Here is an 18,155-nt window from a genome sequence, read left to right as displayed (position 1 = left end):
CCATGTCCCACCCCGTCCTCCTCGTCATCGCCCACGGCAGCCGCGACCCCCGGCACGCCGCGACCGTGCACGCCCTCACCCAGCGGGTGCGGGCCGAGCGGCCGGGGCTGCGCGTGGAGACGGCGTTCCTGGAGTTCAACGCCCCTTCCGTGCCCCGGGTGCTGGAGCGCCTGGCCGTGGAGGAGGCGGACGAGGTCATCGCCCTGCCGCTCCTCCTCACCCGGGCGTTCCACGCCAAGACCGACATCCCGTCGGTGCTGCGCGAGGCCCGCGCCCGGCTGCCGAGGCTGCGCATCCGGCAGGCCGACGTCCTCGGCCCGTCCCCGCTGCTCAACGCCACCCTCGGGCGGCGGCTGCGGGAGGCCGGGGTCCGCCCCGGCGACCTCCCCCGGACCGGGCTCGTCCTGGCCTCGGCGGGATCCTCAGACCCGGAGGCGATCGCAGTGATCGCTGAAATCGCGCGGGAGCTGCGGCACACCGGTTGGTGCGCCGTGCGGCCTGCGTTCGCCTCCGCATCCCTTCCCCGCACCGAGGACGCGGTACGGGCCCTGCGGGCAGAGGGCGTGGAGCGGGTGGCCGTGGCGCCGTACGTCATCGCCCCCGGCCGGCTCCCGGACCGTATCGCGGCGGGTGCCGAGGCGGCCGGCGCGGACGTGCTGGCCGATGTCCTGGGCCCCGCGCCGGAGCTGGCGCGACTGCTGCTGGAGCGGTACGACGAGGCGCGGGCGCTGGTGGGGGCGTCGCTGTCGGCGTGAGGGGCCTCGCAGGTCACTCGTAGGACGGGTCACTCGTAGGACAGGCCGCCCGAGCGGGCCCGCTTGAGCTCGAAGAAGCCCTGGTGGTTCGCGAGTACCCGGAAGCTGTCGAAGAGTTCGGCCGCCTCCTCGCCGCGCGGGATCGCGTTCAGGACCGGGCCGAACCAGACCGTGCCGTCGACGTGGATCGTCGGTGTGCCCACGTACGCGTCCTGCTCCGGATCCTTGCCCGCACCGTGGCTGCGGGCCACCTCTTCGTCGTACGCCGTCGAGTGCGCGGCCTCCGACAGGGCGGCGGGCAGGCCCAGTTCGGCCAGCGAGGCGGCGATGACCGCGTCGAAGTCCTCCTCCTTGTGCTGGTGGATGCGGGTGCCCAGCGCGGTGTAGAGGTCCCGCAGGATGCCGTCGCCGTGGGCGACGGCCGCAGCGACGGCGACCCGGACCGGGCCGATCGACTTGTCGACCAACTCGCGGTACCAGCAGGGCAGTTCGTTGCCCTGGTTGTGCAGGTACAGGCTCATGGGGCGGAAGCGGAGTTCGAGGTCGCGGTGCTGCTCCACCTCCAGGATCCAGCGGGAGGCGATCCAGGCGAACGGGCAGGCGGGGTCGAAGAAGAAGTCGACGGTGGTGCGGTCGCGGGTGCTCATGGATGCGAGCGTAGAGCGCGATTGGCGTGAGCTCCCGGGCCAATCGTGGACCGGTGCGGTGGGCCATTCACCGTGGCAGCAGCCCTCAGGCGAGCGTCTTCCGTGGCTCCTCCGGGTCCGGGGTGTGGTGGCGGCCGACCGGGATCACCAGCGGGGTGCGGCTCACCGGGTCCGTGGTGACCTGGCAGCGGAGGCCGAAGACGTCCTCGACGGTCTCGGCGGTGATCACGTCGGCGGGGGCGCCCTCGGCGACGATGGCGCCCTTCTTCATCGCGATGACGTGATCGGCGTACCGACAGGCCTGGTTGAGGTCGTGCAGGACCATGACGATCGTGCGTCCCTCGCGGCGGTTGAGGTCGACCACGAGGTCCAGGACGTCGATCTGGTGGGCGAGGTCGAGGTACGTCGTCGGCTCGTCGAGGAGGAGGACCGGGGTGCCCTGAGCGACGGCCATGGCGATCCAGGCGCGCTGGCGCTGGCCGCCGGAGAGTTCGTCCACCGCCCGGTCGGCCAGGTCGGTGGTGCCGGTCGCGGCGAGCGCGTCGTGCACCGCCTGCTCGTCCGCCTTGGTCCACTGCCGCCACCACGTCTGGTGCGGGGAGCGGCCCCGGTTGACCAGGTCGATGACGGTGAGGCCCTCGGGGGCGACGGGCGACTGCGGGAGGATGCCGAGCTGCTGGGCCAACTCCCGGGTGGGGATGGAGTGCAGGGCGCGGCCGTCCAGGCTGACCGACCCTGCGCGGGGGGCCAGCAGCCGGGCCAGAGCGCGCAACAGGGTCGACTTCCCGCAGGCGTTGGCGCCGACGATGGCGGTGATCCGGCCGGGCGGGACCGCCAGGTCGAGGCCGGTGACGACGGCGCGGTCGTCATAACCGAGGTGCAGGTCCTTCGCCCTCAGGTCGGGTTCGGCGGTGGACATCGGTCAGCCTCCTGAGCCCGCGCGGTTGACGCGGATGAGCAGCCAGAGCAGCACCGGGGCGCCGAGCACTCCGGTGACGATCCCGACGGGCAGTTCGGTGCCCGGGATCAGTTCGCGTGCCAGGACGTCGGACGCGAGGACGATGGCGGCGCCGGTGAGTCCGCCGGCGAGCGGGGGCGGCCAGGCCGTACGGCAGAGCCGCTGCGCGATCTGCGGGGCGGCCAGTGCCACGAACGCCACGGGCCCCGCGGCCGCCGTGGCGAAGGCGACCAGGCCGACGCCGGTGAGCAGGACGGTGAGGCGGACGGCCTGGACGCGGGTGCCGAGCCCCTTGGCGACGTCGTCGCCGAGTTGCAGCGTACGCATGAGGCGGCCGATGAGCAGGGCGGCGGGGACCAGGACGACCAGGGCGTACGCGAGGGGCGCGGCCTGCTGCCAGTCGCGGCCGTTGAGGTTGCCGACGAGCCAGCCGAGCGCGGCCTGCGCCTGGAAGCGGCCGCCCCGGGCGAGCAGGAAGTCGGTGACGCTCAGGCAGACCCAGGAGACGCCGATACCGACGAGGATGATGCGGTAGCCGGTGGTGCCGCGCCGCCAGGCGAGCCCGTAGACGAGGAGGGCGCTGGCGAGGGCCCCGAACAGGCCGAGGGCCTGGGTGCCTAGGCCGAAGTCCCAGCCGAGCACGATGCCCGCGACGACGGCGGTCCCGGCGCCCTGGGTGAGACCGATCATGTCGGGGCTGGCGAGCGGGTTGCGGGTCATCGTCTGGAACAGGGCGCCGGACATGCCGAACGCGATGCCAGCGAGCAGCCCGGTCATGGCGCGGGGCAGCCGCAGTTCCTGGACGACGAGGAGGGTGCCCGGGTCGCCGGAGCCGGTGAGCGCGCGGGCGACGTCGGTGAGGGGGATGCCGTACTCACCGATGGAGACGTTCCAGCACAGCGCCACGAACACGGCGACGACGAGCCCCGCGCAGACGGCGAGCTGGCGGGGGCGCAGGGTGCCGGAGACCGGCGGGAAGGCCAGGCGGAAGGGGCGGGCCGCGGTCTTCCCGGCCGGGTCTTCCTCAGACCTCAGGGAATCGGTGGTCACGTCATACCTCCGCGAGCCGGCGTCGGCGGACCAGGGCGATGAAGAACGGGCCGCCGATGAAGGCGACGATGATCCCCGCCTGGACCTCGACGGGCCGGGCGATCACCCGGCCGAGGATGTCCGCGCCGAGCAGCAGCCCGGCGGCCAGCGCCGCCGAGAGCGGCAGCAGCCAGCGGTGGTCCGGGCCGAGTCCGGCGGACTGGGCGAGGGCCCGCGCGACATGCGGGACGACCAGGCCGATGAAGACGACGGGGCCGATCACCGCGACCGCCGCCCCGGTGAGGAGGGTGACGGCGACGACGCCCTGGAGGCGTACGAGGCCGAGCTTGCGGCCGAGGGACGCGGCCACGTCGTCGCCGAGGGCGAGGCTGTTGAGGGCGGGCGCGCTCGCCACCGCGAGAAGGGCGCCGAGGCCGAGGAAGGGCAGGATCCGCAGCACGGTGGAGGCGTCCTGGTTGACGAGCGAGCCGGCCGACCAGAAGCGGAAGCGGTCCAGGGCTGCCGGATCGGTGAGGACGATCGCGCTGGTCAGCGAGGAGAGTACGGCGGTGACGGCGACCCCCGCGAGGGCCAGCTTCACCGGCGTGGACCCCGAACGCCCCATCCGCCCCAGCAGATAGACGACGATGCTCGCCGCCATCGCCCCGGCGAACGCGAACCAGATGTAGCCGAGCAGCGAGCCGATCCCCGCGACCCCGGCGGCGAGCACGATGGCGAAGGCGGCCCCGGCGCTCACGCCGAGGATGCCGGGGTCGGCCAGCGGGTTGCGGGTCAGCGCCTGCATCACACAGCCGGAGAGGCCGAGCGCCGCCCCGGCGGCCAGCCCCAGGGCCGTACGCGGGACGCGCACCGACCAGATGACGTCCTCGATCCGGGGGCCGGTCGGGCGGCCGAGGAGCGCCTTGAGGACGTCACCGGGCGGGATCTGGAGAGCGCCGAGCCCGAGCGAGAGCAGACACAGCACCACCAGCACGGCGGCGAGCGAGGCCGCGAGCAGGGCGGGGCGCCATCGGGCGGGGCGGGTCACGGGGCTGGCTCCACGGTCCGGTTCCTCAGGGGTGGGTCGGTCAGGGCGTCCGGTCCGTCCCGCGCGGGGCGGGACGGACCGGGGGGGAGGCGTCAGGACGCGGGGTGGACGACCTTCGTGTCCGTCTTGCCGTCGACGGCGGCCGACAGCATCGGGACCAGGCGGTCGACGGTGTACGGGATGCTCAGCGGGGTCACGAAGGAGATGGCGCTGCCGAAGTGGCTGCTCTCCTTGATCATGACCTCGCGGCCCTCCTTGACCGCGTCGAGCTTGCCGTACAGCGGGTCGGCGTGGAGCTTCTTGGCGTCCTTGGCCGGGTCGGTGACGATCCAGGCGACGGCGTCCGTGTCGAGGAGGTCGGTGCGCTCCTTGCTGATGTTGGCGCCGAACGCCTCACCGACGACCTTGTCGAGACCGCTGGGCAGCTGGAAGCCGAGGCCGGTCAGCACGCGGGAGCGGTTGTCCTGCGGGCCGTAGACGTACATGCCCTCGTACGGCGTCGCCATGACGGCGGTCTTCCCCTTGAACTCGGGGTGCGCGGCCGCGGCGTCGGCGATGTGCTTCTCGGTCTTGGCGACCAGTGCCTTGGCCTCGTCGCTCTTGCCCAGGGCCTTGCCGACCTGCGTGGTCTGGTCCTGCCAGGAGATCCCCCAGTCCGCGCCCTCCTTCGGCTGGGCGACGACCGGGGCGATCTTGGAGAGGGTGCGGTACTGGTCCTTGGTGAGGCCCGAGTACAGCGCGAGGATCAGGTCGGGGCGGAGCGAGGCGATCTTCTCGACCTGGGGGCCGGTGCCGTCGTCGTGCAGGACGGTGGGGCGCGCCTTGTCGCCGAGCGCCTTCTCGGCCCAGGGGCCGATGGCGCCCTTGAACTCGCCGAACCACTCGGTCGTGCCGACCGGCACCTTGCCGAGGGCGAGGACCGCGTCCTGGTCGGAGAGGCCGACGGTGACGATGCGCTGCGGGTCGTTCTTGACGGTGGTGGTGCCGTACTTGTGGTCGAGGGTGACCGGGAAGGCCCCCTTCTTCGCGCTGTCGGCGGACGGCGCGGCCTTGTCGTCGCTCTCGCCGGACCCGCAGGCGGCGGCTCCGAACAGCAGCAGGGCGGACGCGGCCACGGCGGTCAGCCGGGTGCGCTGGGACATGCGGGGCATGGCGGGATTCCTTCGGGAGGGTGGGCGTGCCACGGGGTGACAGGGGCGTGGGGGTCAGAGGTGGGGTGCGGCGCGGCTGCCGGACCAGGCGTGCCAGAGCGCCGCGTACGGGCCGTCGGCGGTGCGCAATTCGTCATGGGTGCCGCTCTCGACGACCCGGCCGGCCTCCAGCACCACGATCCGGTCGGCGGCGACGGCCTGGGTGAGGCGGTGGGCGACGACCAGGGCGGTGCGGCCGGCGAGGGCGGCCTCGGCGGAGCGCTCCAGGGTCCGGGCGCCGGCGCTGCCCGCCTCGGCGGTCGCCTCGTCGAGGACGGCGACCGGGGGGTCGGCCAGGACGAGCCGGGCGAGGGCGAGTTGCTGGGCGCGGGCGGGGTCGAGGCGGTGGCCGCCCTCCCCTACGACGGTGGCGAGCCCCTCGGGGAGGGCCTCGGCCCACTCCAGGGCGTGCACGGTGGCGAGGGCGGTACGGAGGTCGGCGTCGGTCGCGTCGGGGCGGGCGAGGCGGAGGTCGTCGGCGAGGGTCCCGGTGAAGACGTGGACCTCTTGGGTGACCAGGACGACGGAGGGGGCTGTCTTTCCCTCCGCCACGGAGACCGTGCCTCCGGTCGGCTGCTGGACGCCCGCGACGAGCCGGGCCAGGGTGGACTTCCCGGCCCCGCTGGTCCCGACGAGCGCCACGTGTTCGCCCGCGCGGAGGGTGAGGGCGACCTCGTGGAGGACGGTGCGGCCGGGACCGTACGCGTGGCTCACGGCGTCGACGGTGACGGCGGCCTCGGACGTGCTCCCGGTCCGATGGTGCGGCAGCCGTACCGCGCTCTCCTTGAGGTCGGTCACCCCGACCAGCCGCGCCAGCCCGGCCGCCGCCGACTGGGCGTCGTCCAGCAGGACGAGGGCGGCGTTGACCGGTCCGAAGAGGCTGTGGAAGTAGAGGGCGGCGGCCGTCGCCGTACCGATCGATACGGATCCGTCACGGACCAGGAAGAACCCGGTGACCAGGACGGCGGCCAGCCCGATGTACTCCGCGATGTGCAGCCGCGCGTAGAAGCCCAGCACCAGGTGGACGCTGCGCATGGTCAGCTCGACGGCCCTGCGCGAGCGCGCCGCGCTCTTCTCGGTGTGCTGCTCCTCCAGCCGGTGGCCGCGGACGGTCACCGCTCCCCCGATGGTCTCCAGGAGCTGTTGCTGCTGGGCCCCGTTGGCGACCCGCTGGTCCGCGTAGACGGTGACGGCCCGGGTCACGTACCAACGTGCCGTGAGCGCCTGGACCGGTACGGCGAGGAGCGCGGCGAGGAGGAACCGTACGTCCAGCAGGGCCATCGCCCCGAGGGTCAGCACGATCGCGAGGACCGAGCGGGCCATCTCGGGGAGGGCCGAGCGGACGGCCTCCGCGACCCGGGCGACGTCTCCGGTGACCCGGGCCGTGAGGTCGCCGGCCCCGGCGCGCTCCAGGCGGTCGGCGGGGAGCTGGAGGGCGCGCTCGATGAACTGTTCGCGCAGCCGGGCGAGTACGGTCTCGCCGAGCCGGGCGACCTGGGTCAGCCCGAGCGTGGTGGTGACGCCCTGGACGACCGCGACCACCAGCAGGAGGACGACGGGCAGGGTGAGGGCGTCGGCGGGGCGGCCGTCGGCGACGATGTCGACGATGCGGCCCAGCAGCGGCTGGACGAGGAGCCCTACGGCGGTGGCGCCGACCAGGACGCCGAGGCCCAGGATCGCGCGGCCCCGGTCCGGGCGGATCAGGGTGCGCAGGGCGGCCCGGGTGCGGGCGCCGGTGGCGATGGGCAGCAGCTCGGCGCTGTCGTCGGCTATGCCGGATGTTGCCGATGGGGTGGTCGTCATGTGAGCACCGCCGTGCGGTAGACGGGATGGTCGCGTACGAGGTCCTCGTGCGGGGCCTCGGCGGTGATGGTGCCGCCGTCGATGAGGACGACGCGGTCGGTGGCGGCGAGGAGGGCGGGGCTGCTGGTGACCAGGACCGTGGTGCGGCCGGTGCGGGCGCGGCGGATGCCGGTGGCGATGCGGGCCTCGGTGGCGGCGTCGACGGCGGTGGTCGGGTCGTGGATGACCAGGACCGGGCGGTCGGCGGCGAGCGCGCGGGCCAGGGCGACGCGCTGGCGCTGGCCGCCGGAGAGGGAGCTGCCGCGCTCACCGATCCGCCCGGAAGTGCCGCCGGGCAGGGTGGCGGCGACCTCGTCGACGGCGGCGGCGTCCATGGCCGGCTGCGGGTCGGCTCCGGCGGGGGCGGCGGCCGTGACGTTGTCGAGGAGGGTGCCGTCGAAGAGCTGGGCGTCGTGCTCGGCCACCAGGAGCGCGGAACGCAGGGCGGCGGGGGCGAGTTCGGTGACCGGTGTGCCGTCGAGTTCGACGTGTCCCCGGTCCGGGTCGCATCGGCGGGCCAGGCAGTGCAGCAGGGTGGCCGCGTCGGCGGTGTCGGTGACGACGATGCCGAGGTGTTCGCCGGGCCGGACGGTGAGGTCGATGCCGTGGAGCCCGGCGTGGCCGAGGCCGTGCAGGCGCAGCTCTCCGGAGGCGGGGGTGGCGGGCTCCGTGGTGCCGCCGGTCGTCTCGCCGGGTGCGGCCAGCACGTCGGCGATGCGGGCGGCGGAGGCGCGGGCCTTGGCGAGTTCGGCGCCGACCCAGGCCAGTACGGCGATCGGTCCTGGCAGGAAGAGGGCGAGGCCGACGGCGGAGACGAGGGCGCCGAGGCCGATGGAGCCGCTGAGCACCAGGCGTCCGCCGACGAGGGCGACCAGGGCGATGAAGGCGCCGGTGAGGGTGAGCATCAGGCCGGTCTGGAGTGCGGCGGCGCGGGCGGCGCGCACGTTGGCCTCGCGGGAGGCCTGGCTGGTGGAGCGGTAGCGGGCGACGGCGGCGCTTTCGGCCCGGAGGCCCTTGAGGACGCGGACCCCGGCGACCAGGTCGGCGGCGACCCCGGAGGCGTGGGCGGCGCGCTCCTGTTCGGCCTGGCTGCGGTGTTCCAGGGGGCGGGCGAGGTAGTGGCCGAGCGCCATGAGGACCGGGGCGCCGATCAGGACGAGGAGCCCGAGGGGGACGGAGGCGCGGAGCAACAGGACCGCTCCCGCGATGACGCCGACGACGGCGGCGATGCCGAGGGTGAGGGCCATGTTGAGGGCCCCGACCCGCCGGGCGTCCTCGGTGGCCACGTTGACCAGGGCGCCGGGCGGCCGTCCGGCCTCGGCGCCGCCGTGCGGGGCGAGGACCCGGCGTACGACGTCCAGGCGCAGCTGGTGCGCGGCCTGTTCGGCGGCGCGTTCACCGGCCCGGGCGCCGAAGCGGAAGCCGTACGAGAGCATCGCGTAGACCACGGCGAGGACGACCAGCCAGAGGGCGAGCGCACCGCCGTCGGGGCGGACCACGGCACGGTCGACGATCAGGCCGATGAGTACGGGGACGAGCGCTTCGCCGGTCTGGTGGGCGGCGCCCAGCAGCGAACCGACGACGACGTCCCGGCGCTGCCCCGCGACGGCGCGGCGGATGACACCGCGCCCGGACATGTCAGCCCCCACTCACCTGCTCCTCAGCATGTACCGGACAAGGGCGGAGAGGCGACTTCCAGCCATCCTTCTCCAGCCAAACGAAGGCAAGGCTAACCTGCATCTGCCGGGGCCGGGACCCCCGCCCCCTGCGGGATCTCCGGCTGCGGGCGTCCGGCGCGGCCGCGGGGCCCCACGGCCCGAGGGCAGGGCCGTGGGACCGGGCCAGTCAGGCGGTGCCGGTACGGCGGCTCTTGAGGAACCACCACAGACCGCCGCCGGCCAGGGCCAGTACGGCGACGGCGATGCCGATCGGCAGGGCGGGCGACGAGCCGTCCTCCTCGGCCGTGGCCGTTGCCCGGTCCGATGCCGTCGGCTTCGCGTCCGCGGTTTCGGTGGCGGGCGGGGCGGACGGCGACGGGGTCGCGGAGGTGGGGCTCGCACTGGGGGTGGGGCTCGCACTCGGGGTGGGGGCGACCGGCTCGGCGCCGGGGGCCGCCGCCTGGAGCTTCAGCACGGGCGCGGAGTGTCCGTGCCCGCCGCCGCTGGACTCCTCCAGTTCGATCCAGCGGTCGACGCGCCCGTCGTCGTACGTCTGGAGCGTCTTGAACACCAGCGACTTCGCGTCCGGCAGCTGCCGGACGACGACGGAGACCGCGACGTCCGTGCCGACCGCCACGGGCGGGCCCGACACGGTGAAGCCCTTGTCGGTCGGGGCGAGCTTCCAGCCGGCGGGGCCCTTGCCGTAGGTGACATCGGCCGGAGCGATCCCCTTCGGGAGGAACACTTCCAGCTTGGTGATGCCCGCGGCGTCGGACTCGGTCGCCGCGTCGAAGTTCAGCGTGACGTTCTCGGCGAGCGCACGGGCGCCCTCGGACCCGACCTCCACATGGGCGGAGGCCGGGGTGGCCAGGACGAGGGTGGCGGCTATCGCGGCGGCGACGACGCCGGCGCAACGGCGGACGGCTCGCACGCGTACAGAGGTGGACACAGGGATCTCCCAGGTGAGGTGCAGGTGAGGTGACGGTGTACGGGCGCGCGGAAGCGCGCCCCCGGTCGGGCGGCGCGGATCAGCGCGTCGCGGGAGGCCCTCGGCGTACCACCGTGTGGTTCAGCGCTGTGCGGTTGTACGGGGAGGGCGGGGACCATGCCCGCGGCGGCCCGGTCCGGGGGCGCCGCCCCGGGAACGGCCCCGCCGGGGCGGGCCCGCCCAGCCACCGGTCCAGCGTGTGGTCCAAGCGCCGGGCCACGGTCCGGCAGGAGGCGTCCGCGCGCTGCATGCACCAGCCCACCAGCAGCGCGGCGACCGTGTGTCCGGCCGTCATCACCACCGCGAGGCGGTGGTCCGCGTGCCAGGCCTGGTGGACGTCGGGTCCGGTGCCGTGCCGGTGCGGCGCGGAGGCGGTGCCGTTCTGCACGGCCGCGAAGAGCTGGTGCAGCGCGGCCTGTCCGGCGCCGGTCGCCGCGAGCACGACGGGCAGCGCCCCGCCCCGTCGCGCGACGGGCAGGGCTTCACCGAACCGCGCGACGGGCAGGGCGAGGAGGAACAGCGTCCCGGCCGCGAGCGGCACGGACCATCCCGGTACCGCCTGCCCGGAGGACAGGTGGTGTGTGCAGAGCGCGAGGGCCGTGCTGGTCGCGGCGAAGACCAGGGCCCGGACAGCGGCAACGGCCGCTCCGGCTCCGGGGCCCCGGGCGGAGCGTCGGTCGTGTGTCTCTGCGGCGCTCGGCATGGCTGCCCCATCATGGGGCACGGCGGGCCCGGTCCGTCAGCCCGCCGGGGAAGTCGGTGATCCTCCCGAACTCGCCCCCGGCCGCCCGCCGGAGAGGCTCGGACCGCCGGAGAGGCTCAGACCTCCGCGAACGGGTCGTCGACGAACGGGGTCGCCTGGTGGAAGTAGAGCCGCCACCCCGCCCCGGTCAGCCGCCACAGGGAGCTGCGGTGCGAGCGCAGCCCCTTGGACTCCGTGTCGAAGGTGAGGTGCACCAGATCCGGGCCGAGTTGCGTGCCCCGCATCCGGGAGGCGGTCAGCGGGCCGGGGCGCGGGGCGTCGTCGGCGGTGAGCGCCTCGATGATCGACTCCCGGTCCCAGAGCCGTCCGCTGGTGCCGATCTCCCGGAACTCGGGGTGGAGCAGGGCGGCGAGGAGATCCGCGGAGGCGCGTACCACCGGGTCCAGCAGGCGGAGTTCGCCTTCGATGGCTGCGGCCACGGCGGGCGACGGCTCAGACACGTGTCATCTCCACAAGTTTGGCCATGGTGTTCCAGTTGCGGGTGGTGGCGGTGAGGCCCTTGGTGAGCTGGGGACGTGCCAGAGCCGCGGCCAGCTTGGAGCGGCCGAGTCCGTCGGGGGCGTACAGGTAGACGCAGCGGTCGCCGAGCTCGAAGGCCTCCGGCAGGTAGGCCGGTGCGTCGAGGCCGGCGAGACCGGCGAGGTGGTCGGCTTCCATCGCCCGGTCGAGGTAGGTGACGTGGAGCTGCTTGCCCTCCAGCTCGGCGGCGGGGAAGGGGCAGGCGTCGGCGACGGCGGCGAGATAGGAGCCGCTGCGGACGATGCAGTCGACGGAGAAGCCGAACCGTTCGTGCAGGGCGTGCTCCAGGGCGGCGGCGAGCGCGCTCTCGTCCTGGTCCCCGCTGCGGAAGACGGCGTTGCCGCTCTGCAGGTGGGTGGCGATGTCGGTGTGCCCCAGTTCACCGAGCACGGTGCGCAGTTCCGGCATCGGGACCCTCTTGTGGCCGCTCACATTGATCCCGCGCAGCAGCGCCGCGTACTTCGTCGTCATGGCCCCACACACTAGAGCGATCCTTCCTCCGGCGCGCAGCCGCCGCGCCCCGTGGGGGAGGGCGCGGCGGCTGCTGTGCGCGAGCGGTGCCGGACGGGGGCGGTGGGGCGCCTCCGTCCGGCGGTGGGTCCTACTCGACGATCTTGAGGAGCTTGTTCGCCGTGCCCTCGGTCGCGTTGGAGATGGCGTCCGGGGTGGCTCCCTCGGTCAGCGCCGTGGCGACCGCCTCCGGGGTGGCGTCCGGGTGGCCCGCCAGGTAGACGGCGGCGGCGCCGACGACGTGCGGGGTGGCCATGGACGTACCGGAGATGGTGTTGGTGCCGGTGTCGCTGTCGTTCCAGGTCGACGTGATGTCCGAGCCCGGGGCGTAGATGTCCACGACGGGGCCGAAGTTGGAGAAGTCCGACTGCTCGTCGCCCTCCGTGGACGAGGCGACGGTGATCGCGTCGGGGACGCGGGAGGGCGAGCCCTGGCCGGCGTCGCTGGACTCGTTGCCCGCGGCCACACCGAAGGTGATGCCGGCGGCGATGGCCTTCTGGACGGCCTCGTCGAGGGCGGGGTCGGCGCCGCCGCCGAGGCTCATGTTGGCGACGGACGGGCCGGACGCGTTGGCGGCGACCCAGTCGATGCCGGCGATGACCTGCTCGGTGGTGCCCGAGCCGTTGTCGTCCAGGACGCGGACGCCGACGATCTTGGCCTTCTTGGCGACGCCGTGCGCGGCCCCGGCTATGGTGCCCGCCACGTGGGTGCCGTGCCCGTTGCCGTCGTCGGCGTCGTCGTCGTTGTCCACGGCGTCGAAGCCGGAGGTGGCGCGGCCCTCGAAGTCCTCGTGGGTGACGCGGACACCGGTGTCGATGACGTACGCGGTGACGCCCTCACCGGCGGCGTCGGGGTAGTTGTACGCCTTGTCGCCCGCGGTCTCGGCCTGGTCGATCCGGTCCAGACCCCACGACGGGGGGTTCTCCTGGGTGGCGTTGATGCTGAACTTCTTGTTCTGCACCACCTTGGCGACGGACGGGTCGGCGGCGAGGCGCTTGGCCTCGGTCTCCGAAAGTCCGCTGGCGGAGAAGCCGTTGATGCTGGAGGAGTAGTTACGCTGGAGCTTGCCGCCGTACTCCTTGGCGAGCTTCGACTTGTCCGCCTTCTCGCCCAGCATGACGATGTAGCTGCCGGAGACGGCGGTCTCGGCGTCCGCGCCGTAGACCGTGCCCATGGGGGCCGGCGAGGCTCCGGCGAACGAGGTTCCGAACAGGGTGACTCCGGCTGCGGCTGCCACGGCGGTGATCGCGGCGGTCAGCTTGGTCCGGCGAGTGACGGTGCGCTGGTGCTTGGCCATGAAGAGGGGTCTCCTCGTCAATCTCTGTGGGGGGATTGACCTCCGGCCGGAAGATCTCCGGGGGTTGGCTCGAAACCCTGACCGATTGACGAGCACAGATCAAGACCCCCTTGCAGCTGTGACTTACTCAACAAGGTTTCGTAATAAGAAATCGGCCATGGCGGGTCACAACGGGCGGTGACCGTCAACACGCAGGCAACAAAGCCGGATCGACGCACCCCGAAGACGCTCACCCACCGGCGAATCACCAGCTCAGGGGCGTCACCGACCCCCTCCCTCCATCGCTGACCGCACCCGCGAACGCCCGGGAGGGACACCGCCGGGCGCACACGGGTATGCGTGAAGACATGTGAACGTGCGTGAAGAAGTGCGCGAGAGGGGTGAAGTCCCCTGCCGGAGATGTGGAGTCACCCGGGGGGTGCGTGCAGATGCAACGACCACCGGCAGCGCACAGACGGACGCCCCGCCCCGCACCACCGTGTCGCACGGCGGGCAGGACGGGGCGCACAACGTCCGGATATCAGTCCGGCCGATCCGCTCAGAGGAACAGTGCGGACCAGCTCAGAGCGACAGTTCGGCCTCGATGAGGTCGGCCGCGCGGGGCGTCCCGCCCTCCTTCGCCATCTGCTCGCGCAGCCGGGCGGACCGCTCCGCCACCTCCGGGTCGCCGGTCAGGGCGAGCACGGCCTCGCGCAGCGTCACCGCGTCGGCCTCCTCCATCGGGATGTGCCGGGCCACCCCGAGCGCCTGGAGCATGTCGGCGTTGCCGAACTGGTCGACGGCCTGCGGCACGGCCACCATCGGCGTCCCCGTGGCGAGCCCTTCCTGGCTGCCGCCCGCCCCGGCGTGGGTGATAAACGCGTCGGCCTGCTTCAGCACCGCCAACTGCGGCACCCATGCGTGCACTTCCACGTTCGCCGGTACGTCGCCGAGCTCGGCCGGGTCGACATGCGCGCCGATCTGGAGCACCACGTGCCAGTCGGGCAGGTCACCGAAGGCCGCGACGCACTCCCGGTAGAACGCGGGCTGCTTGGTGAACGAGGAGCCGAGCGAGACCAGGAGCACCTTCCCGGCCCCGGCCGGCCGCTCCCACTCCCCCTGGTCGGCACGGTCGCCCTGGCAGGCGCCGACGAAGGTGTACATGTCGCGGTCCACCCGGTCCGCGTTGGGCTGGAGCGCTTCGGGGATCAGGACGAGGCCGCGGCGCGGGCGGGCCACGAAGTCGTCGCTGGGGACATGGCCGAGGCCGTTGTCGGCGAGCCAGCCGTCGAAGCGGGCGTAGTACGCCTGGCCGCGTTCGGTCTGCTTCAGCTCGGCGGTCATGGGCTCGCCGACCTCTTTCTCGTACCCCTCCCAGGGCACCAGGTTGGGCCAGAGGGAGACGGCGGGGACGCCCCAGCGGTGGGCGAGGACGCGGGCGGGATAGGAGGTGATGTCGTGCAGGACGAGGTCGGGCTCGTCGCCGTCGAAGGCGGCGATCAGCTGCGGGAGGGCCTGGATGGCGTCGGCGAGGAAGGGTTCGATGTTGTCGATCAGCTCCGTGCCCCACGCCTCGGGGTCGTCGTCCGTCGGCAGGGTCGAGGTGTAGATCACCGGCTCGGCGCCGGTGGCCGCGACCTTGCCGGCGAACGAGGCGGGGATGGCGTAGCTGACACGGTGCCCACGGCGGACGAGCTCGCGGATCACTTCGAGGCTCGGGTTCACATGCCCGTGGGCGGCGATGGAGAACATGGCGATGTGGGCACGCGGGGATTCCGTCATGTGCTTCACCCTAAGCGAGACGCAACGTCTCGTCTAGTTATTTTCGCCGCCTTCTTCAGCGCTGATAGCGGGCCAGGACCCGGTTCCCGTCGTCGACCAGCCGTTTCCGCAGCTCATCGGTGTCGATCGCGCCGCTGTAGTACTCCTGGAGCGCGGGGGTCGCCACCTTGTCCTTCCACTCGGGGTAGCCCCGTACGGTCTGCGCGGGCGCCGGGCGCAGCTGCCCGACGAGCGCGGTCCCGGTGGCCCAGCCGTTCTCGGTGGTGTGCAGGGAGGGGTGGGCGAGGGCGGTGGTGCCGGTGGGGAGCATCCAGTCGCCCCGGGCGAGGCGCACCATGTTCGGCGGCCGCAGCAGGAAGTCGATGAAGGCGACGGCCTCCTCCTTGTGCGGGCTGTCCTCGGCGACGGAGAGGGTCTGCGGGCTCACTCCCTGGGCCAGCCCTCCACTGCCCGCCGGAGCGGGCAGCACCGTCCACGCGAATCCCTCGGGGGCCTGCTCGACGACCTGCTGGCGGTAGGCGAAGCCGAGCGGGAGCATGGCGTACCGGCCGCCGAAGAAGCCGGGCAGGGCGTCCGATCCGCCCATGCCCAGCGCCGTACGGGCCGCGCTGCGGTCGGTGTTGACCTGGTCGTGGATGGTCCCGGTCACCACCCGGTCGCCCTCCTCGAAACGCAGCTCCGCCTTGCCGTCCGGGTCACGGTGGAAGAGCTGCCCGCCGCCGGAGAGGCCCAGGTTGAGGGTGACGGAGACGGGTTCCTTGAGCGGCCAGGCGACCCCGTAACGCCCCTTGCCGGTCAGCTCCTTCGTGACCTGCCGGAACTCCGCCCAGCTCCAGGGCTGCTCCGGCGTCGGGATCCGCACCCCCGACGCCTTGAGGATCTCGGTGTTGGCGATCAGGACCCGGGGCTCCTGGAGGAACGGGACGCCGTAGATCCCGCCGTCGAAGGTGGTGGTGCGCCAGGACTGCTCGGGGATGTCGGCCTTGAGCCGCTCGGGGAGGAGGGGGCGCAGGTCGGCGAGGTAGCCGCCGTACGCGAAGTCGGCGAGGTCGTCGGAGGCGTCGTGGATGATGTCGGGCGCCTCGCCGCCCTCGAAGGAGGTGAGCAGCTGGTCGTGGACGTTGTCCCAGCTGCCCTGGACGTAGTCGACCTGGACGTCGGGGTGAGCGGCGTTCCACTCCTTCACCAGCTGCTTGTTGGCGTCGACGGACTCCTTCTGCCAGGCCAGCGACTGGAACCTGAGGCGGATGGTGCCGTCGGCGTCCCTGCCGTCGTCGGTGCTGGAACAACCGGTGAGCAGGAGGGCGAGGACGGCGGCGGCCGCGGCGGCCCGCCGGGCCAGGGTGCGGCGCATCAGCCCCTCACCGCCCCTGCCGTCATCCCTCCGGTGATCCGGCGCTGGATGAAGGCGAAGAGGACGAGGGAGGGCAGCGTGGCGAGGAACGCGGCGGCGGCCAGCGGCCCGAGGTCGGCCACGCCCTCCGCGCCGAGGAAGTGGGTGAGGACGACCGGCAAGGTCTGTTTCTCCGGGGTCTTGAGGAGAACGAGGGCGAAGAAGAACTCGTTCCACGCGGTGATGAACGCGAAGAGGGCGGTGGCCACGATCCCGGGCGCGAGCAGCGGGGCGACGACCGAGACGAGGGTCCGTACGCGCCCCGCCCCGTCCACGGCGGCGGCCTCCTCCAGCTCGGCCGGCACAGCGCGCACATACCCGGCGAGCATCCACAGCGCGAAGGGCAGCGACCAGACGACGTACACCAGGATCAGCCCCCACAGGGTGTTGATCAGATGCAGGTTCTTCAGGACCAGGAAGAGCGGAATGATCACCAGCACGAACGGGAACGCCTGGCTGACCACGACCCAGCCGGTCGCGGCGGTGGCGAGCCGGCCCCGGTGGCGGGCCATCACATAGGCCATCGGGGTCGCGATGACGACGGCGATCAGGGCGGCGGAGACGGCGGCGATCAGCGAGTTGGCGGCGGCCTGGAGCAACGGCTGCTCGTCGAAGGCCTGGCGGAAGTTCTCGAGGGTGGGGTTGTCGGGGATCCAGGTGGGGTGCAGGGAGCCCAGTTCGCGGGCGGGCTTGAAGGCGGTGGAGAGCAGCCAGAGGAACGGGAAGGCCAGGAACACCAGGTACGCGAGGAGCGCGAGGTACTGCCCGGCGCGCGCGGCCCTGCTGGTGGGCAGACTCATCGCTGCTCGCCTCCTGCGCTGATCCGGCCGACGAGACAGCAGGCGAGGATCACGGAGATCACCGCGACCATCACGCAGCCCATGGCGGCGGCGTAGCCGAACTGCCCGTAGCGGAAGGCTTCCTCGTACGCGAAGAGCATCGGCAGCCGGGTCCGCCCGCCGGGCCCGCCGCTGGTCAGCACATAGACGAGGGCGAAGGAGTTGAAGTTCCAGATCAGATTGAGGGCGCTGATGGCGAGCGCGATGGGCTTGATCGCGGGCCAGGTGACGGTACGGAACCGGCGCCAGGCGCCCGCACCGTCCAGGGCCGCCGCCTCGTGGAGTTCGTGCGGGGTGTTCTGGAGTCCGGCGAGCAGGGCGACGGTGGTCTGGGGCATGCCGGCCCAGATGCCGACGAGGATCACGGCGGGGAGCGCGGTGGCCAGACCGGTGAGCCAGTCGCGGCCGTCGCCGAGGCCGAGGTCGCGGAGGGTCTCGTTGAGGATGCCCGCGTCGGGGTTGTAGACGAGGCGCCACATGATGCCGACGACGACCTCGGGCATCGCCCAGGGGATGATCGCCAGCGCCCGCGCCAGCCAGCGCAGCCGGAGCTTCTGGTTGAGGAGCAGGGCGAGGCCGAGGGCCAGGAGGAACTGCGGGACGGTGACGCCGAACGCCCAGAGGAGGCCGATCCGGAAGGAGTCCCAGAAGAGGGTGTCGTGCAGGAGGTCCTGGAAGTTGAGGGTGCCGATCCACTGGGTGGAGCGGGTGCGGCCGGACTGGGCGTCGGTGAAGGCGAGCGCGATGCCGTAGAGCAGCGGGCCGACGCTGAGGATCAGAATCGGGAGGAGGGCGGGGAGCACGAGGAACCAGGCGGCCCGGTCCCGGGCCGCGGTGCCGGGCCGGGGGTGTGCGCCATCCGCCCCGGACTGCCGCTTCACGCCCGCTAACGCCACAAATGATCCTCTCTGCGCGCTTCAGGAACACTTCATCCCGTTCTGGCCGTCCTGGTGGCCCA

At 73.0% G+C, this 18,155-nt stretch carries 17 protein-coding genes; 1 reads left to right on the top strand and 16 read right to left on the bottom strand.

What is annotated here, in order from left to right; translation table 11 throughout:
- The first annotated feature begins 2 nt into the window (after positions 1 to 2).
- A complete protein-coding gene (locus IF17_RS0104470; RefSeq protein ID WP_030562366.1) occupies positions 3 to 755 on the top strand; it encodes a sirohydrochlorin chelatase in 753 nt (250 codons plus the stop codon).
- 29 nt (positions 756 to 784) lie between these two features.
- Here the strand turns inward: IF17_RS0104470 and IF17_RS0104465 are convergent, their stop codons facing one another.
- The 16 genes from IF17_RS0104465 to IF17_RS0104390 all read right to left on the bottom strand — a co-directional run bounded on the left by IF17_RS0104465 (position 785) and on the right by IF17_RS0104390 (position 18,078).
- Positions 785 to 1,402 carry a mycothiol-dependent nitroreductase Rv2466c family protein gene (locus IF17_RS0104465; RefSeq protein WP_030562365.1) on the bottom strand — a complete coding sequence of 206 codons (618 nt, stop codon included), beginning with the start codon at positions 1,400 to 1,402 and terminating at the stop codon, positions 785 to 787.
- 85 nt (positions 1,403 to 1,487) lie between these two features.
- On the bottom strand, positions 1,488 to 2,321 hold the full coding sequence (locus IF17_RS0104460; RefSeq protein ID WP_030562363.1) for an ABC transporter ATP-binding protein: 834 nt from the start codon (positions 2,319 to 2,321) through the stop codon (positions 1,488 to 1,490).
- 3 nt (positions 2,322 to 2,324) lie between these two features.
- Positions 2,325 to 3,410 (bottom strand): FecCD family ABC transporter permease, encoded by a 1,086-nt coding sequence (locus IF17_RS0104455; protein WP_051883884.1) that lies wholly within the window; start codon positions 3,408 to 3,410, stop codon positions 2,325 to 2,327.
- 1 nt (position 3,411) lies between these two features.
- Positions 3,412 to 4,437 carry a FecCD family ABC transporter permease gene (locus IF17_RS0104450; protein WP_030562359.1) on the bottom strand — a complete coding sequence of 342 codons (1,026 nt, stop codon included), beginning with the start codon at positions 4,435 to 4,437 and terminating at the stop codon, positions 3,412 to 3,414.
- A gap of 92 nt (positions 4,438 to 4,529) precedes the next feature.
- Positions 4,530 to 5,588, bottom strand: a complete 1,059-nt coding sequence (locus IF17_RS0104445) for an iron-siderophore ABC transporter substrate-binding protein (RefSeq protein ID WP_030562357.1) — start codon at positions 5,586 to 5,588, stop codon at positions 4,530 to 4,532.
- 54 nt (positions 5,589 to 5,642) lie between these two features.
- Positions 5,643 to 7,430, bottom strand: coding sequence for an ABC transporter ATP-binding protein (locus IF17_RS0104440; protein ID WP_030562355.1), 1,788 nt, complete (start codon positions 7,428 to 7,430; stop codon positions 5,643 to 5,645).
- Positions 7,427 to 9,118 (bottom strand): ABC transporter ATP-binding protein, encoded by a 1,692-nt coding sequence (locus IF17_RS0104435; protein WP_030562353.1) that lies wholly within the window; start codon positions 9,116 to 9,118, stop codon positions 7,427 to 7,429. Before IF17_RS0104435 ends, IF17_RS0104440 begins: the two co-directional genes overlap by 4 nt.
- A 196-nt stretch (positions 9,119 to 9,314) precedes the next feature.
- On the bottom strand, positions 9,315 to 10,076 hold the full coding sequence (locus IF17_RS0104430) for a DUF1775 domain-containing protein (protein ID WP_032771751.1): 762 nt from the start codon (positions 10,074 to 10,076) through the stop codon (positions 9,315 to 9,317).
- A 79-nt stretch (positions 10,077 to 10,155) separates the two neighbouring features.
- The gene (locus IF17_RS1000000137050) at positions 10,156 to 10,818 is read right to left on the bottom strand and encodes a hypothetical protein (protein ID WP_051883883.1); all 663 of its coding nucleotides are present in this window, start codon (positions 10,816 to 10,818) and stop codon (positions 10,156 to 10,158) included.
- A 116-nt stretch (positions 10,819 to 10,934) separates the two neighbouring features.
- Positions 10,935 to 11,318, bottom strand: a complete 384-nt coding sequence (locus IF17_RS0104420) for a nuclear transport factor 2 family protein (protein ID WP_030562347.1) — start codon at positions 11,316 to 11,318, stop codon at positions 10,935 to 10,937.
- On the bottom strand, positions 11,311 to 11,868 hold the full coding sequence (locus IF17_RS0104415) for a DUF1697 domain-containing protein (RefSeq protein ID WP_030562345.1): 558 nt from the start codon (positions 11,866 to 11,868) through the stop codon (positions 11,311 to 11,313). The genes IF17_RS0104420 and IF17_RS0104415 overlap by 8 nt, the downstream gene beginning before the upstream one ends.
- 130 nt (positions 11,869 to 11,998) lie before the next feature.
- Positions 11,999 to 13,204 carry a S8 family peptidase gene (locus tag IF17_RS0104410; RefSeq protein WP_030562343.1) on the bottom strand — a complete coding sequence of 402 codons (1,206 nt, stop codon included), beginning with the start codon at positions 13,202 to 13,204 and terminating at the stop codon, positions 11,999 to 12,001.
- A gap of 561 nt (positions 13,205 to 13,765) precedes the next feature.
- Positions 13,766 to 14,965, bottom strand: coding sequence for a macrolide-inactivating glycosyltransferase (mgt, locus tag IF17_RS0104405; protein WP_030562341.1), 1,200 nt, complete (start codon positions 14,963 to 14,965; stop codon positions 13,766 to 13,768).
- Between the two features lie 55 nt (positions 14,966 to 15,020).
- Complete coding sequence (locus tag IF17_RS0104400; RefSeq protein WP_030562339.1) at positions 15,021 to 16,319, bottom strand: ABC transporter substrate-binding protein; 1,299 nt, start codon at positions 16,317 to 16,319, stop codon at positions 15,021 to 15,023.
- A complete protein-coding gene (locus IF17_RS0104395; protein WP_030562337.1) occupies positions 16,319 to 17,158 on the bottom strand; it encodes a carbohydrate ABC transporter permease in 840 nt (279 codons plus the stop codon). Before IF17_RS0104395 ends, IF17_RS0104400 begins: the two co-directional genes overlap by 1 nt.
- Positions 17,155 to 18,078, bottom strand: coding sequence for a carbohydrate ABC transporter permease (locus IF17_RS0104390; RefSeq protein WP_030562335.1), 924 nt, complete (start codon positions 18,076 to 18,078; stop codon positions 17,155 to 17,157). Before IF17_RS0104390 ends, IF17_RS0104395 begins: the two co-directional genes overlap by 4 nt.
- Positions 18,079 to 18,155 lie beyond the last annotated feature (77 nt).

Origin of the sequence: Streptomyces cyaneofuscatus, from assembly GCF_000718135.1 — a bacterium.
GTDB classification, from domain to species: domain Bacteria; phylum Actinomycetota; class Actinomycetes; order Streptomycetales; family Streptomycetaceae; genus Streptomyces; species Streptomyces cyaneofuscatus.
The sequence above is the reverse complement of the archived record's forward strand: the minus strand, read 5'-3'. Positions and strand labels throughout refer to the sequence as shown.

Coding starts and splice junctions, on each gene's coding strand:
- IF17_RS0104470 (WP_030562366.1), top strand. CDS start 3: ATGTCCCACCCCGTCCTCCTCGTCATCGCCCACGGCAGCCGCGACCCC.
- IF17_RS0104465 (WP_030562365.1), bottom strand. CDS start 1,402: ATGAGCACCCGCGACCGCACCACCGTCGACTTCTTCTTCGACCCCGCC.
- IF17_RS0104460 (WP_030562363.1), bottom strand. CDS start 2,321: ATGTCCACCGCCGAACCCGACCTGAGGGCGAAGGACCTGCACCTCGGT.
- IF17_RS0104445 (WP_030562357.1), bottom strand. CDS start 5,588: ATGCCCCGCATGTCCCAGCGCACCCGGCTGACCGCCGTGGCCGCGTCC.
- IF17_RS0104440 (WP_030562355.1), bottom strand. CDS start 7,430: ATGACGACCACCCCATCGGCAACATCCGGCATAGCCGACGACAGCGCC.
- IF17_RS1000000137050 (WP_051883883.1), bottom strand. CDS start 10,818: ATGCCGAGCGCCGCAGAGACACACGACCGACGCTCCGCCCGGGGCCCC.
- IF17_RS0104415 (WP_030562345.1), bottom strand. CDS start 11,868: ATGACGACGAAGTACGCGGCGCTGCTGCGCGGGATCAATGTGAGCGGC.
- IF17_RS0104410 (WP_030562343.1), bottom strand. CDS start 13,204: ATGGCCAAGCACCAGCGCACCGTCACTCGCCGGACCAAGCTGACCGCC.
- mgt (WP_030562341.1), bottom strand. CDS start 14,965: ATGACGGAATCCCCGCGTGCCCACATCGCCATGTTCTCCATCGCCGCC.
- IF17_RS0104400 (WP_030562339.1), bottom strand. CDS start 16,319: ATGCGCCGCACCCTGGCCCGGCGGGCCGCCGCGGCCGCCGCCGTCCTC.
- IF17_RS0104395 (WP_030562337.1), bottom strand. CDS start 17,158: ATGAGTCTGCCCACCAGCAGGGCCGCGCGCGCCGGGCAGTACCTCGCG.